The sequence below is a fragment of the Streptomyces pseudovenezuelae genome, assembly GCF_001513955.1.
In the GTDB taxonomy this organism is placed as follows: Bacteria; Actinomycetota; Actinomycetes; order Streptomycetales; family Streptomycetaceae; genus Streptomyces; species Streptomyces pseudovenezuelae.
The window spans coordinates 1,220,393-1,235,056 of sequence record NZ_KQ948144.1 but is presented as its reverse complement, the minus strand read 5'-3'; the positions used below and the strand labels follow the sequence as shown (position 1 = coordinate 1,235,056).

General features: G+C 72.6%; 13 protein-coding genes. 8 read left to right on the top strand and 5 right to left on the bottom strand.

Features of this window, described 5'->3' with window-relative positions:
* Positions 1-2: 2 nt before the first annotated feature.
* Positions 3-584, bottom strand: coding sequence for a septum formation initiator family protein (locus AQI94_RS05430; RefSeq protein ID WP_031059399.1), 582 nt, complete (start codon positions 582-584; stop codon positions 3-5).
* A 51-nt stretch (positions 585-635) separates the two neighbouring features.
* The gene (gene rsmH, locus AQI94_RS05425) at positions 636-1,592 is read right to left on the bottom strand and encodes a 16S rRNA (cytosine(1402)-N(4))-methyltransferase RsmH (RefSeq protein WP_078902975.1); all 957 of its coding nucleotides are present in this window, start codon (positions 1,590-1,592) and stop codon (positions 636-638) included.
* Between the two features lie 417 nt (positions 1,593-2,009).
* On the opposite strand from rsmH, the gene AQI94_RS05420 reads away from it, so the two are divergent.
* The 4 genes from AQI94_RS05420 to AQI94_RS05405 all read left to right on the top strand — a co-directional run bounded on the left by AQI94_RS05420 (position 2,010) and on the right by AQI94_RS05405 (position 7,610).
* Entirely contained in the window at positions 2,010-2,552 is a 543-nt protein-coding gene (locus AQI94_RS05420; protein ID WP_062229603.1) for a beta-class carbonic anhydrase, read from the top strand.
* Between the two features lie 248 nt (positions 2,553-2,800).
* Complete coding sequence (locus AQI94_RS05415; RefSeq protein ID WP_031059407.1) at positions 2,801-3,835, top strand: AAA family ATPase; 1,035 nt, start codon at positions 2,801-2,803, stop codon at positions 3,833-3,835.
* A complete protein-coding gene (locus tag AQI94_RS05410) occupies positions 3,835-5,202 on the top strand; it encodes a DUF58 domain-containing protein (RefSeq protein ID WP_031059415.1) in 1,368 nt (455 codons plus the stop codon). The genes AQI94_RS05415 and AQI94_RS05410 overlap by 1 nt, the downstream gene beginning before the upstream one ends.
* The gene (locus tag AQI94_RS05405; protein WP_031059417.1) at positions 5,202-7,610 is read left to right on the top strand and encodes a transglutaminase TgpA family protein; all 2,409 of its coding nucleotides are present in this window, start codon (positions 5,202-5,204) and stop codon (positions 7,608-7,610) included. The genes AQI94_RS05410 and AQI94_RS05405 overlap by 1 nt, the downstream gene beginning before the upstream one ends.
* Before the next feature lie 205 nt (positions 7,611-7,815).
* Here the strand turns inward: AQI94_RS05405 and AQI94_RS05400 are convergent, their stop codons facing one another.
* From AQI94_RS05400 to AQI94_RS05390, 3 genes are all read right to left on the bottom strand, one after another.
* Positions 7,816-8,211, bottom strand: a complete 396-nt coding sequence (locus tag AQI94_RS05400) for a DUF3040 domain-containing protein (protein ID WP_031059418.1) — start codon at positions 8,209-8,211, stop codon at positions 7,816-7,818.
* Positions 8,212-8,487: 276 nt separating this feature from the next.
* Positions 8,488-9,258 (bottom strand): methyltransferase, encoded by a 771-nt coding sequence (locus AQI94_RS05395; RefSeq protein ID WP_031059420.1) that lies wholly within the window; start codon positions 9,256-9,258, stop codon positions 8,488-8,490.
* A gap of 155 nt (positions 9,259-9,413) precedes the next feature.
* Positions 9,414-9,983 carry an SAV_6107 family HEPN domain-containing protein gene (locus AQI94_RS05390; protein WP_031059421.1) on the bottom strand — a complete coding sequence of 190 codons (570 nt, stop codon included), beginning with the start codon at positions 9,981-9,983 and terminating at the stop codon, positions 9,414-9,416.
* Between the two features lie 186 nt (positions 9,984-10,169).
* Here AQI94_RS05390 and AQI94_RS05385 point away from each other — a divergent pair, with 186 nt between their 5' ends.
* The 4 genes from AQI94_RS05385 to AQI94_RS05370 all read left to right on the top strand — a co-directional run bounded on the left by AQI94_RS05385 (position 10,170) and on the right by AQI94_RS05370 (position 14,658).
* Positions 10,170-10,919 carry an ATP-binding cassette domain-containing protein gene (locus AQI94_RS05385; RefSeq protein WP_037945317.1) on the top strand — a complete coding sequence of 250 codons (750 nt, stop codon included), beginning with the start codon at positions 10,170-10,172 and terminating at the stop codon, positions 10,917-10,919.
* The gene (locus AQI94_RS05380; RefSeq protein ID WP_031059423.1) at positions 10,891-12,975 is read left to right on the top strand and encodes a YhgE/Pip domain-containing protein; all 2,085 of its coding nucleotides are present in this window, start codon (positions 10,891-10,893) and stop codon (positions 12,973-12,975) included. Before AQI94_RS05385 ends, AQI94_RS05380 begins: the two co-directional genes overlap by 29 nt.
* A gap of 47 nt (positions 12,976-13,022) precedes the next feature.
* Complete coding sequence (locus tag AQI94_RS05375; protein WP_031059424.1) at positions 13,023-13,655, top strand: TetR/AcrR family transcriptional regulator; 633 nt, start codon at positions 13,023-13,025, stop codon at positions 13,653-13,655.
* A gap of 388 nt (positions 13,656-14,043) precedes the next feature.
* Positions 14,044-14,658 (top strand): DUF4126 domain-containing protein, encoded by a 615-nt coding sequence (locus AQI94_RS05370; RefSeq protein ID WP_031059425.1) that lies wholly within the window; start codon positions 14,044-14,046, stop codon positions 14,656-14,658.
* The last annotated feature ends 6 nt before the right edge of the window (positions 14,659-14,664 follow it).

Below are 14,664 nucleotides of genomic sequence, written 5' to 3'. Positions count from 1 at the left end.
CGTCACCTGCCGGGGGTCGGGGTCGAGGGGAGCGGGACGTCCGAGGGAACGGCCTCGGGGGCTTGCACGACGGTCTCGGGGGCCCGTCCGGCCTCGGGTGCCTGGCCGACCGTCTCCGTCGGGGTGGGGCCGGCCGCCGGTGTCGCGGCGGCCGCGCCGTCGATCACCTCGGGCGCGAGGACGAGCGGCATCCGGTAGGAGAGCGGTTCGGCGTCGGAGGCGGGGGACGGGACGCCCTCGACGGTGCCGTCGGGGTCCAGGAAGGCCGGGTCACCGCCGGGCACCATGCCGAGTTCCCTGGCGCGGCGCAGCAGCGCGTCGGGCGCGGAGTAGGCGTCGATGTCCCGCTGCAGGGCCTGCTGCTCGTCGGTGAGGCTCTTCGTGTCCTTCTGCAGGTCGGTGAGCTCGAACGACCCTTCGCTCAGCGCGGAGTTCAGCACCAGCAGCCCGATGAGGCCGCCGCCGAGCAGCAGGACCACCAGGAGCACGAAGGGGGTGCGGGCCGCCTGTCCGGGGCTCGCCGTGCCGGGGAGGAGACGCGCGAGACGAGCCGCCCTCCCCCTCAGTTCGGGTTTCCTACGCACACACCCTCCAGTGAGTCCGGTTTCCCAACCCACTGACGCGCCTCACGCGTTTCACTCGATGTCCTCCCTGATGCGCTCGGCGCCTCTGCAACGCGCCGGTGCGGCCCGCCGGTTCTCGGCGATCTCTTCCTCGGTGGGAAGTTCGGCACCGCGCGTGAGCAGCTTGAGCCGGGGCTGGTAGCGCTCGGGGACGACGGGCAGCCCGGGCGGGGCGGTGGTGGCGGCGCCGGCCGCGAAGACCTGCTTGACCAGCCGGTCCTCCAGCGAGTGGTACGACAGCACGGCGATCCGGCCGCCCACGGCGAGTGACTTCACCGCGGCCGGGATCGCCCGTTCCAGGACGGAGAGTTCGCCGTTGACCTCGATGCGCAGGGCCTGGAAGGTCCGCTTGGCCGGGTTGCCGCCGGTGCGCTTGGCGGCCTGCGGCAGGGAGTCCCGGATCAGCTCGACGAGCCGCGCGCTGTTGGTGAACGGCTCCTTGTCGCGCTCGCGCACGACGGCGGACACGATCCGCTTGGCCTGCTTCTCCTCGCCGTACGCCCTGAGGATCCGGACGAGTTCGCCCGGCGGGTAGGTGTTGAGGACCTCGGCCGCGCTCATGCCGGTCGTCTGGTCCATGCGCATGTCGAGCGGGGCGTCCTGGGCGTAGGCGAAGCCGCGGTCGGCCTCGTCGAGCTGCATGGAGGAGACCCCGAGGTCGAAGAGGACGCCCTGCACGCGCGCGATGCCGAGCCGGTCGAGGACGTCCGGGAGTTCGTCGTAGACCGCATGGACGAGGGTGGCGCGCTCACCGAAGGGTGCGAGCCGCTCGCCGGACAGGCGCAGGGCCTCCTTGTCGCGGTCGAGGGCGACGAGCCGGGCCTCGGGGAACCGCTGGAGCAGGGCCTCGCTGTGGCCGCCCAGGCCGAGCGTGCAGTCCACGACCACCGACCCGGGCCGCTCGAGTGCGGGGGCCAACAGGTCCAGGCACCGCTGGAGCATCACCGGGACGTGTCGACTCTGGCTCAAGGGGCCCTCTCAGGTCCGGCACGGGCCGTACGCACCGCCGGGTCCCCGCCCGCTCGTCGAAGGGGAGGCCTGCCGGCGCCGGAAGCGTCAGTCGACCGGGAGCGGGAGGAGGCCGAGCCGTACGTACGCGCCGCGCACGTGGGGAGACCGTCCGCGCGCGGGCCGGGGTCTCCGGGGAAAGTCAGCAAGGAGGCCTCGCCTCCCGCTTCGCGTCACTTTAGTCCACGGTGTCTCGCGGTCAATCAACCGGCCTGCGCGTCGCGCACCGGCGCGGATCCGACGCCTCGAAAGCGCGGAAAACACCCGTTCGGGTGCATCCGATCCCCTTGTGGGGTACCTCACACACGCGGCGTGATGACGCTCTTTTTCCCTTCTCACGGCAGGACCGCGACGGCGGTGACCAGTACCGTCATGGTTATGACGACTTCCGCATCCGTACCCACCGAAGGCGCCATATCCCGCGACGGCGGCGTGACCGACCGGCTGGTCGACGCCAACGAGCGGTACGCCGCCGCGTTCACCGATCCCGGGATGGACGCCCGCCCGGTCCTGCACGTCGCCGTCGTGGCGTGCATGGACGCCCGCCTCGACCTGCACGCCGCGCTCGGCCTGGAGCTCGGCGACTGCCACACCATCCGCAACGCGGGCGGTGTGGTCACCGACGACGTGATCCGCTCGCTCACCATCAGCCAGCGCAAGCTCGGCACCCGCAGCGTCGTGCTCATCCACCACACCGGGTGCGGGCTGGAGGCGATCACCGAGGACTTCCGCACCGATCTGGAGATGGAGGTCGGCCAGCGTCCCGCGTGGGCCGTGGAGGCCTTCCGCGACGTCGACCAGGACGTACGGCAGTCCATGCAGCGGGTGCGCACCTCGCCGTTCCTGCTGCACACCGACGACGTGCGCGGGTTCGTGTTCGACGTGAAGACGGGCCTGCTGCGCGAGATCGACCCCGCCTGACGGCCACCGCCACGGCCCGCCGTAGCTGTCGTTTCGCTGTTGATTTCTCCCCTCGGGGTGCCCAAAACACCGCAAGACCCGACATAGTGCAGCCAGTTGTCCACAGTCGAGTGACACGAATCGGTAACGGCAGCAAGAATGCGGGTGTGGCGTCACGCGGAACTTTTCACGCGTGGTGTCCGTGATTCGGGGTGGGCCGGTTGCGCATCACAGCGTCGGCCCGGAAAGTACGGGCCGAGGAGGGCCGGGTGACCACCTATGACGATCGATCGAGCCTCACTGATCTGACCGCCGTCGTCGAGCGGGTTCGCAGTTCGGTGGAGGGCGTGATCGAGGGGAAGCCCGAGGTCGTACGGCTTTCACTGACCGTGCTGCTCGCCGAGGGACATCTTCTGATCGAGGATGTCCCCGGCGTCGGCAAGACCATGCTGGCCAAGGCGCTGGCGCGGTCCATCGACTGCTCCGTGCGCCGCATCCAGTTCACGCCGGACCTGCTGCCCTCGGACATCACGGGCGTGTCCATCTGGGACCAGCAGCGCCGGGACTTCGAGTTCAAACCGGGCGCGATCTTCGCCCAGATCGTGATCGGCGACGAGATCAACCGCGCCTCGCCGAAGACCCAGTCCGCGCTCCTGGAGTCGATGGAGGAGCGCCAGGTCACCATCGACGGACAGACCTATGAGCTGCCCAGCCCCTTCATGGTGGTCGCCACGCAGAACCCGGTCGAGATGGAGGGCACCTACCCGCTCCCGGAGGCCCAGCGCGACCGCTTCATGGCCCGGGTCTCGGTCGGCTACCCCAGCGCCGAGGCCGAGCTGCAGATGCTCGACATCCACGGCGGGGCGAGCCCTCTGGAGGACCTCCAGCCGGTGGCGCACGCGCACGACATCGTGAAGCTCATCGAGGCGGTGCGCGGCGTCCACGTCGCCGAACCGGTCCGGCGCTACGCCGTCGACCTGGTCGCCGCCACGCGCACCCACCCCGACCTCAGACTCGGCGCCTCCCCGCGCGCGACGCTGCACCTGCTGCGCGCCGCCAAGGCCTCCGCCGCCCTCAGCGGCCGCGAGTTCGCGCTGCCGGACGACATCCAGGCGCTCGCCGTGGCCGTCCTCGCCCACCGTCTGCTGCCCACCGCCCAGGCCCAGCTGAACCGGCGCAGCGCCGAACAGGTCGTGCAGGAGATCCTCCAGCGCACCCCTGTCCCCGCGGCTCCCCAGCAGGGCGGACTCGGGATCGGCCGCCCCACGCCCACATACCCGCAGCAGCCGCCGCGGGGCCTGTGATGTCCACCGGGGTGCCCTCGGCCGGCGGCCCCGAGGCCGACCGGGGCGACAAGGGCGGGGTACGCACCGCACTGGCCGGGCTGACCACCCGGGGCCGCTCCTTCTTCGCCGCCGGCATCGCCGCGGCGATCTGCGCCTACGTCCTCGGTCAGTCCGACCTGCTGCGGGTCGGACTCCTGCTGGCCGTGCTGCCCCTGGTCTGCGCCGCCGTGCTCTACCGCACCCGCTACCGGGTCGCGGGCAGCCGCAGGCTCTCCCCCGCGCGCGTGCCCGCCGGCAGCGAGGCCCGTGTCCATCTCCGGATGGACAACGTCTCCCGCCTGCCCACCGGCCTGCTGATGCTCCAGGACCGGGTCCCCTACGTCCTCGGCCCGCGCCCCCGGTTCGTGCTCGACCGCGTCGAGCCGGGCGGCCGCCGCGAGGTCTCCTACCGGGTCCGCTCCGACCTGCGCGGCCGCTATCCGCTGGGCCCGCTCCAGCTGCGCCTGACCGACCCGTTCGGCATGTGCGAGCTCACCCGCTCCTTCTCGACGTACGACACCCTGACCGTGATCCCGCGCGTGGAGGCGCTGCCGCCGGTGCGGCTGAACGGCGAGGCCAAGGGGTACGGCGAGGGACGGCAGCGCTCCCTCGCCCTGGCCGGCGAGGACGACGTGATCCCGCGCGGGTACCGCTACGGCGACGACCTGCGCCGGGTCCACTGGCGCTCCACCGCCCGCTACGGCGAGCTGATGGTCCGCCGTGAGGAGCAGCCCCAGCGCGCCCGCTGCACGGTGCTCCTGGACACCCGGGGCCTCGCCTTCGCGGGCGCGGGCCCGGACTCGGCCTTCGAGTGGGCCGTCTCGGGCGCCGCCTCCGTCCTGGTCCACATGCTCGAACGAGGCTTCTCCGTAAGGCTGTTGACGGACACCGGCAACTCCGTGCCCGGCGAGGGCGCCGACGGCTTCGCGGGCGCGAGCCAGGGCACGGCGGACGCGGCCGGGCTGATGATGGACACCCTCGCGGTGATCGACCACTCCGACGGCGTCGGCCTGTCGCGCGCGTACGACGTGCTGCGCCGGGGGAACGAAGGACTGCTGGTGGCCTTCTTCGGCGACCTCGACGAGGAGCAGGCCGCCGTGGTCGCCAAGATGCGGCAGCGCAGCGGGGGCGCGCTGGCGTTCGTGCTCGACAGCGAGAGCTGGGTGCGGGAACCCTCCGATGTGCCCGGCCCGTCGGGCGGGCGCGAGGAGCGGCTGCGGATGCTGCGCGAGGCGGGCTGGACGGCACTGGGCGTGCCGCGGGGCGCCTCCCTGGAGGAGCTGTGGCGTCTCGCGGACCGCGAGCGCACGGGCGTCGGTACGGCCGGCGCCGGGGAGGCGTCGTGATGAGCGGGCGGGGACGACTGGCGCTGTGCGCGTGGGCGGCCACGCTGATGGCCGCGTGCGCCCTGCTCCCGCTGGTCGAGCCGGTCACCTGGATCGTGCAGGCCGCCTTCCTGCTCGGCGTGCAGACGGCCGTGGGCGCGGCGACCAGGCGGATCCCGCTGGCCCGTCCGCTGACGGTCGCCGCCCAGGCGCTGGTCACACTGGTCATGCTGACCCTGGTCTTCGCCCGTGACCACGCCTTCCTGGGGCTGATCCCCGGCCCGGGCGCCATCCTGCACTTCGGGGACCTGCTCCAGCAGGGCGGCGACGACATCGCGCGGTACGCGATCCCGGCGCCGCTGGCGTCCGACGGCATCAAGCTGATGGTCCTCGGCGGTGTCCTGATCGTCGGACTCATGGTGGACACCCTCGCCGTGACGTTCCGCAGCGCGGCCCCGGCGGGTCTGCCGCTGCTCGCGCTGTACTCCGTCGCCGCGGGACTGTCCGAAGGCCACGCCGACTGGTTCTGGTTCCTGGTCGCGGCGATCGGCTACCTGCTGCTGCTCCTGGCCGAGGGGCGCGACCGGCTCTCCCAGTGGGGCCGCGTCTTCGGCGGGGCCGCACGCTCCTCCGCCATCGACTCCGGCCCGGTGGCGCCGGTGCGCACCGGCCGGCGGATCGGCGTCGCGAGCCTCGGCATCGCCCTCGTGGTGTCGGCCGTCCTGCCCTCGATGAACGGCGGCCTCCTGGGCCCCGCCGGGGCGGGCGTGGGCGCCGGGAACGGCAGCGGCGGCACGATCTCCGCGGTGAACCCGCTGCTCTCGCTGCGCGACAGCCTGAACGTGGACGAGGACCGCCAGGTCCTGTCCGTGCGGACCAAGAGCAACGACACCTCCGACCTGTATCTGCGGATCGTCTCCCTGGACGACTTCGACGGCCGGACCTGGAAACCGTCCAAGCGGTCCATCGGCGCCGTGCCGAGGGACTTCCCGACCCCGATCGGCCTCGGAGCCGACGTCAATCGCACGGAGGTCGAGACGACCATCTCGGCGGCGAACTGGTACGAGCAGAGCTATCTGCCCATGCCGTACCCGCCCAGTGGCGTCAAGGTCGACGGCAACTGGCGCTACGAGCCCGAGGGCATGGCGCTCGTCGGCGACCACGGGCAGAACACACGCGGGCTGACGTACGAGGTGAAGAGCCTGGACGTGGAGCCGACGGCCGAGCAGCTCGCCGCCGCACCGGCCGCGCCCTCGGCCATCGAGCGCGAGTACACCGACCTGCCGGACTCGCTGCCGGGGGTGGTGGCCAGGACCGCCCGCGAGGTCACCGCGGGCGCGAAGAACGCCTACGAGCAGGCGGTCGCGCTCCAGGACTACTTCGCGGTGACCGGGGGCTTCGAGTACGACACCCAGGTGCAGGTCGGCGACGGGCCCAACGCGATCGCCAACTTCCTGCGGGACAAGCAGGGCTTCTGTGTCCACTTCTCCTTCGCCATGGCGGCGATGGCCCGCTCGCTGGGCATTCCAGCCCGGGTCGCGGTGGGCTTCGCGCCCGGTACCCCGCAGGCGGACGGCTCGGTGTCGGTGGGTCTCAAGGACGCCCACGCCTGGCCCGAGCTGTACTTCGAGGGGGTGGGCTGGACCCGCTTCGAGCCCACCCCGACCCGGGGCACGGTGCCCTCGTACACCGTCCCGGACGCCGGCGGCAGCGTGGACCCCGGCGTGACACAACCCTCCGCGGGGTCGTCCACGGCGCCGTCCGCCTCGGCCTCGGCGAGCGAGAGCTGCACGGCCCAGCTGCGGAAGCTGGAGGGGTGCGACAGCGCGTCCCCGGCGGCCGCGGCCGCCCAGGGCGGTGACGGCCCCTGGTGGGCCGTACAGGGCCCGTGGTGGTATCTGAAGCTGCTGTTCTGGCTGTTCGTCGGGCTGCTCGTGCTGGCGGTCCCCTCGGCGCCGATGCTGTGGCGGCTGCGCACCCGTTCGGTACGTCTGGGCGGGCACGGCCGCAGTGCCGAGGGAGCCGCCGCGCACACCCTGGCTGCCTGGCAGGAGCTGACCGACACGGCCTGGGACTTCGGGATCCTGCCGGACGACTCGCAGACGCCACGCAGGGCGGCCGCGCGGATCGTCCGGCTCGGGCACCTCGACCCGACGGCCGCGGCCTCGGTGCACCGGGTGGCGGACGCCGTGGAGCAGGTGCTCTACGCGCCGCGGCCCCGGCCCCCGGCCGGACTCGCGCAGGACGTGCACCAGGTGATCGGCGGACTGCGCGACTCGGTCAGCCGGCGCACCAGGGCGCGTGCCCTGGTCGCCCCGCGTTCCACCGCGCGGGTGGCGTGGACCGTCTCGGAGTGGTGGGCCGGGGTCAGGGCCCGCCTGGCAGCGGCCCGGCCGACCCTGCGCAGGCCGTCCCGGCAGAGCGGCTGAAAAGCGCCGCCCCGCAGGCGGCGGTACGGCGGTGGCCCGAGCCTCTCGAAGGCTCGGGCCACTGTGCTGCGAAGGGTGGGCGCGCGCCCGCGGAAGCGGTGGGCGCTTGAGGACATACGTGAGGGGGTGAGCGCCCGGCCGGGCGCTCACCCCCTCAGAACGTCTGTGAGAGCTTGCTCGTGGCGACCGCGATGCGGGGGCCGGGTTACTGGCCGCCCTGCTCGTCGCGGCGGCGCTGCCAGCGCTGCTCGATCCGGTCCATCACCGAGCGCTTCTGGCGTCCCTGGCGACGGGCGTGCGGAGCGCCCGCTGCGGGTTGCTCACCTGGCTTGGGGGCCTTGCGCCAGCCGGTCACGGCGAGCACCGCGCACCCCAGCATGACGAGGAAGCCCACCACGCTGAGCCACACCTGCTTGGCGACCATTCCGGCCATGAGGAGCGCGATACCCACGAGGAAGCCGGCAACTGCCTGGTAGACCCGCCGCCGGGTGTACGTACGCAGCCCGCTTCCCTCGAGCGCCGACGCGAACTTGGGATCTTCGGCGTACAGCGCTCGCTCCATCTGCTCGAGCATGCGCTGCTCGTGCTCCGAGAGCGGCACGGAGTCCTCCTCATCGTGCAGTCGCCGGGGCGACTCGGGGGGTCCCTTCAGGATAGGCAGGGAATCGCCCCCGTGAAACCCGCCCCTCTGCGCCAATTGGCCAACCGGATTCCGCCATGAACGCTCCGGCTGCTGAATCTTGTCATTCCCCAGCGGCCGTCCCGTCATGCCGGGCGGTCTCCCTCGATCATACGGCGCTGAGCGCGCGATCGGGGGGCCTGTGGCGTACTCCATGCGCCGGCAAGTACCTGATCAGCACTCCGGCACAGGGGCGGCTCAGGCCTCGGTGGCCTCTCTCGTCTCACCGAGCACATGGAGCTGCGTGGCCACGGAGTGGAAGGCGGCCAGCTCGGCCGCCGCCTCCTCCAGCTTCAGCAGGGCTTCCAGGGCTCCGGGCTCGGTGTCCACGAGCACCCCGGGGACGAGGTCGGCGAAGACCCGTACGCCGTGCACAGCGCCCACGGTCAGGCCCGCGCCCTCGACGAGCGCGGTGAGCTGGTCGGCGGTGAAGCGGCGCGGCACGGGGTCGCCGTCGCCCCAGCGGCCGTCCGGGTCACCGAGGGCCTGCCGGGCCTCCTTGAAGTGGCCTGCCAGGGCCCGCGCGAGCACGGCGCCGCCGAGACCGGCGGCGAGCAGGCTGAGGACGCCCTCGGGGCGCAGGGCGGCCACCACGTTGCGCACGCCCTCGGCCGGGTCGTCCACGTACTCCAGGACGCCGTGGCACAGCACCACGTCGTAGCCGCCGCGCTCGGCCACGTCGAAGAGGCCGTGGGCGTCTCCCTGGACCCCGCGCACCCGGTCGGCGACACCGGCCTCGGCGGCACGGCGCTCCAGGGCGAACAGCGCGTTGGGGCTCGGGTCGACGACGGTGACCTGGTGGCCGAGCCGGGCCACGGGCACCGCGAAGTTGCCGCTGCCGCCACCGGTGTCGAGAACGTCCAGCGCCTGGCGTCCCGTGGCCTTGACCCGGCGGTCGAGGGCGTCCTGGAGGACCTCCCAGACCACGGCGGTACGGAGGGAGGCGCGGGGTCGCAGCGGGTCCGACACGACAGTTGACTCCTCGGCGCGGAAGGGAAGGCTTCAGGCGCCCTCCACCCTATTGCCTCCGGTACCCCACCTGGTCACTCCGGTGCCGCGCCCGGCCGCTCGTCTCGTACGGCGGACCCTGGCGGACCTCGGTGGCCCGTGGCGCGGCGCGCCGGTCACCCGGCGTCCGGGAAGTCGCGGTCGGTGCCGTGACCGCCGTCCTGCGGCCCCTCCGCGTCCTGGCGCGGCTGCGGCAGGACCGGCTGGAGCACCAGCATCCGCTCGACGAGACGCAGGAACATCGCCACGTCACGTATGAGGTCGTCCGCGTCCCGGCGGCTGGCCGCGCCCTGGATGCCGGCCTCGGCACGGGCGCGGCGCCGGGCCCCGGAGGCGAAGAGCGCGCTCCACTCGGCGAGCTCGGGCGCTATCTCGGGGAGCACTTCCCAGGCGCTCCGGATCTTGGCGCGGCGCCGGGGCGTGGGCTCCGGGCGGCCTCGGGCGGCCAGCACGGCGGCCGCGGTGCGCAGGGCCGCGAGATGGGCCGTCGCATAGCGCTCGTTCGGCGTCTCCAGTGCCGAGGCCTCGTCGAGGCCGGCGCGGGCCTGGGCGAGCAGGTCGAGGGCGGCGGGCGGGGCCGTCGCCCGGCGCAGCACAGGGTGCACGTCGCTCGCCGGGCCGGTCAGTGAGGGGGCAGGGCCGGTGGCGCGGCGCCGACGGGCGGCGGCTGCGTGGTAGCTGGCCATGACGAACCTCCTGTCGTCTGGTTGACGGCAGCTCGCGCTACGGAGTGCCGTATGTGCCCATCGTGAGGTATGCCACTGACAATCCGTTCTGACCTGCGCTTTTGCTTCGATCGAAGGTTCGGGTTAGTTTTTGCACTGACCAGTCAGTTCAAAAAGTTCGCGATTCAAGAAGATCAGGGGGTGGCCGTGGACGGAGTCGCTGTCACGGCCGAGGGATTCGGCCTGAAGGGGCCCCGCGGCTGGGCGTTCCGCGGAATCGACCTCGCCGCGGAGCCCGGCGCGTTGATCGCCGTGGAAGGACCCTCGGGGTCCGGCCGTACGAGCCTGCTGCTCGCGCTCACCGGACGGATGAGGGCCACCGAGGGGACGGCGGCCGTGGGCGGGGCCCGGCTGCCGAAGCAGCTCGCGATGGTGCGCCGGTTCAGCGCGCCGGCCAACGTCGCCGGGGTCACCGACCTCGACCCGGCACTGACCGTCGGGGAGCATCTGCGCGAACGGGCGCTGCTGCAGAGCCGGTTCGGCGACTCGGTGCGCGCCCTGCTGCGGCCGCGCGAGGAGCGCAGGGCCGAGGCGAGGCTGCGGATCGACACCGCGCTGTCGGCCGCCGGGCTCGACCGGGAGGCGCTGCCCAAGGGCGCGCGGACCACCGTACGGGACCTGGAACGCCTGGAAGCCCTGCGGCTGTCGATCGCCCTGGCGCTGATCGGCCGGCCGCGGCTGCTCGGCGTCGACGATCTGGACCTGAAGCTGTCCGACGCCGAACGCACCGAGGCCTGGGCGCTGCTCAGGTCCCTCGCCGCGGCCGGGACCACGGTCGTGGCGGTGTGCAGCGAGGCCCCGGAGGACGCCGTGAGGGTGTCCACGCGACCGGCGGCCGACAAGGACGAGACCCGTGAGGAGACCACCGATGCGTTCGCCGGGACTGGCCGCGCTTGAACTGCGCCGCTTCGGCAGGGGGAAACTGCCGCGCGCCGCCCTGGTGGCCCTGTTGGTGCTGCCGCTGCTGTACGGCGCCCTGTACCTGTGGTCCTTCTGGGACCCGTACGGCCGCCTGGACCGCATCCCCGTCGCCCTCGTGAACGACGACAAGGGGGCCACCGCCGACGGGAAGAAGCTGACCGCGGGCGACGACCTGACCAAGGGGCTGCGCGAGAGCGACACCTTCGACTGGCACGAGGTCGGCGCCGCCGAGGCGCGCGAGGGCGTCGAGGACGGCACCTACTACCTGTCGCTCACCATGCCGGACGACTTCAGCCGGCGGATCGCCTCCAGCGCGGGCGACTCCCCCGAGACCGGCGCCCTGCAGGTCCGTACGAACGACTCCAACAACTACATCGTCGGGCAGATCTCCCGGACGGTCTTCGCCGAGGTGCGGCAGGCCGCGTCCACCAAGGCGTCGCGGTCCTTCCTGGACCGGATCTTCATCTCCTTCTCCGACATCCACGGCGCCACCGTGAAGGCCGCGAACGGGGCCGACGACCTCGAGGGCGGCATCGGCAAGGCGGAGAAGGGGTCCCAGGACCTCGCCACGGGCCTTCAGCAGGCCGAGGCCGGAAGCGGCAGGCTCTCCGACGGGCTGACGAAGCTCGACACCGGCTCGGGTGAGCTCGCGGACGGCGCACGGCAGGTCGCCGACGGCACCCAGCGCCTCGCCGCCAGGGTCAACGGGATCGCGGACAAGGCGGGTCCCTTCCTCGACGACAACGCGAAGACCATCGGCGACACCGCCCGGCTCGTTGCCGACTCGGCCGGGGCCGTCCGCCACAACCTCGGCACCCTGGTCAGGACCGCCCCGGCGGCCGCCCAGGGCGCGCACAGGGCCGCCACCGCCCTGAACTCCGTCTACAAGGCGCGCTGCACGGACCCGGTGCTGCCGGACCCGGCCTGCGCCGACCTGAAGAAGGCCCAGCAGGCCGCCGCCGACGTGGCGAGGGTCGCCGACGACGTCAACGCGCTGGTCGCCGACCAGAACGGCGACCTGAAGAAGCTCGACGGCCGGCTCGCCACCCTCCAGCAGCAGGCCCGGACCCTGGCCGCCCGGTCGCCCCACCTCTCCGAGGACCTCGACGACGCCGTGGCGAAGATCAACAAGCTGAACCAGGGCGCCGCCCAGGTCGCCGCCGGCGCCGGGAAGCTCCACTCCGGCCTCGGCACCGCGAGGACCGGCGCCCAGGACCTGGACGAGGGGGTCGGCAGGCTCAAGACCGGGGCCGACACCCTGAGCGGCGGCATGTACAAGCTCGCGGACGGCTCAGGCAAGCTCTCCGACGGGCTGCACGACGGTGCCTCACAGATCCCCGACTACGACAAGAAGGACCGCGACCGGCGCACCGACGTGATGGCCGACCCGGTCAAGCTGGTCTCCAAGGACCTGCACAAGGCGCCGAACTACGGCACCGGATTCGCCCCGTACTTCATCCCGCTGTCCCTGTGGGTCGGCGCGATGGTGGCGTACATGCTCATCGCGCCGATGAACCGGCGTGCCCTGGCCGCCGGTGCCGCGGCCTGGCGGGTCGCGCTGGCGGGATGGCTGCCCGTGGTGGCGATCGGGGTGCTCCAGGTCGTGGCGCTGATGTCGGTGCTGCACTGGGCGATCGGCCTCCAGATGGTGCGGGCGGCCGGGACCGTGGGCTTCCTGTTCCTGGTGACGGCCTGCTTCGCGGCGATCGTCCAGTGGCTGAACGCACGCTTCGGAGCGGCGGGCCGGATCCTCGTCCTGGCCCTCCTGATGCTCCAGCTCACGTCCGCGGGCGGCACGTACCCCGTGCAGACCAGCCCGGGATTCTTCAACGCGCTCCACCCCTTCCTGCCGATGAGCTACGTCGTCGAGGCCCTCCGCAGGCTCATCACGGGCGGCGGCCTCACTCCGGTGTGGCACGCGTGCGTGGTGCTCCTCGCCTTCACCGCCGGCGCCCTCGCGCTGACCGCCCTCTCGGCCCGCCGCCGGCAGGTGTGGACACTGGACCGGCTGCACCCGGAGCTGACCCTGTGAGTCCTTCCGCGACCTCAGGGGCGCCCTCACCTGTGAGAATCAGGACCATGGAAAGCAGCAGCGCCACGGCGGGCGTCAGTACGCGCCGCGAGGCCACCCGGCAGAAGCTCTACGAGGCGGCCGTCACGCTCATCGCCGAGCAGGGCTTCTCCGCCACCACGGTCGACGAGATCGCCGAGCGTGCCGGAGTCGCGAAGGGCACGGTCTACTACAACTTCGCGAGCAAGTCCGTCCTCTTCGAGGAACTGCTGCGGCACGGCGTGGGCCTGCTCACCGCCTCTTTGAGGGAGGCGGCGGAGGCGACGGCACGCGCGGGCGGCGGCAAGGTGGACGCCCTGGACGCGATGATCCGCGCGGGCCTCGTCTTCATCGACCGCTACCCGGCCTTCACCCAGCTGTACGTGGCCGAGCTGTGGCGCACCAACAGGGCCTGGCAGTCCACGCTCATGGTGGTCCGTCAGCAGGCGGTGGCGGTCGTGGAGGGCGTGCTGCGCGAGGGCGTGGAGAACGGCGAGTTCAGCGACGAGATCGACGTACCGCTGACCGCCTCCGCCCTGGTCGGCATGGTCCTGGTGGCCGCCCTGGACTGGCAGTCCTTCCAGCCCGAGCGCTCTCTGGACGACGTGCACGCGGCGCTGTCGCGGCTGTTGCAGGGCCGGGTGAGCGGGCGCAACGGATGACACCGGGCTGACAGGCGAAAGCGCCGGTCCGATGTGGCCGCGTCCCCCGCGGGCCACCTCGAACCGGCGCCTCCCCTGCTCCCCCGACCCCCCGTTTCCCCGTCCCCCCGTTGGGCCCCCGTTCGGTCGTTCCCCCGCTTTCCGGGTTCCCCCGTGCCTCGCTCCCGCCGACCTCGGCCGGCGGAAGGAGCGGATCCGGGGCGGCTCCGTTCCGGCGCCCCGTGTCGCCGGTGCCGGAGCCGTTCCCCTTCGCCGTGCCTCCACTCTCCCGTCCACGCAGGTCGAGGCCCATCCGCGCGCGTACTCAACTCACCCACTAGGTACGCGTACTCAGACGTCCGTACTCACCCCCACGACGAGCCGTGGCCGACTGGTTACCATCGCGTCCGTGTCCGTACTCCCCTTGGTGTTCACCAGCGGCTGGGCCAGCGGTGTCAACGCGTACGCGGTGGTGCTGCTGCTCGGCGTGTTCGGCGCGACAGGGCTGAGCGACGACGTCCCCGAGACCCTGCAGCGCCCCGAGGTCCTCGTGGTGGCGGGCGTGCTGTTCCTGTGCGAGGCGGTGGCCGACAAGATCCCGTACGTCGACTCGGCGTGGGACTCCGTGCACACCGTGGTCCGGCCGGTCGCCGGCGCCTGGGTCGGGGCGCTGCTCGCCGGTCAGAGCGGTTCGCTCAACGACGTGGTCGCGGGCCTGGTCGGCGGTTCGACGGCGCTGGCGAGCCACACCGTCAAGGCGGGCACCCGCATGGCGGTGAACGCCTCCCCCGAACCCTTCAGCAACATCGCCCTGAGCCTGGCGGAGGATCTCGGCGTCGGCGGCATCGTCGCCTTCGCGATGTTCCACCCGGAGGCGGCGGCGATCATCGCGGGCCTGCTGCTGACGGCCGGGCTGGTGGTGCTGTTCTTCCTGATCTCCCGGATCCGCAGATTCCGGCGCCGCCGGGCCCAGCGCCGGGAGGAGAAACAGCTGGCGGCACGCATGGAGCGACCACCGGGCTGACGGCCC

Excerpts from the sequence above, each read along its gene's own strand:
- AQI94_RS05410 (WP_031059415.1), top strand. The coding sequence starts at position 3,835 with ATGTCCACCGGGGTGCCCTCGGCCGGCGGCCCCGAGGCCGACCGGGGC.
- AQI94_RS05420 (WP_062229603.1), top strand. The coding sequence starts at position 2,010 with ATGACGACTTCCGCATCCGTACCCACCGAAGGCGCCATATCCCGCGAC.
- AQI94_RS05375 (WP_031059424.1), top strand. The coding sequence starts at position 13,023 with ATGGAAAGCAGCAGCGCCACGGCGGGCGTCAGTACGCGCCGCGAGGCC.
- AQI94_RS05405 (WP_031059417.1), top strand. The coding sequence starts at position 5,202 with ATGAGCGGGCGGGGACGACTGGCGCTGTGCGCGTGGGCGGCCACGCTG.
- AQI94_RS05390 (WP_031059421.1), bottom strand. The coding sequence starts at position 9,983 with ATGGCCAGCTACCACGCAGCCGCCGCCCGTCGGCGCCGCGCCACCGGC.
- AQI94_RS05380 (WP_031059423.1), top strand. The coding sequence starts at position 10,891 with ATGCGTTCGCCGGGACTGGCCGCGCTTGAACTGCGCCGCTTCGGCAGG.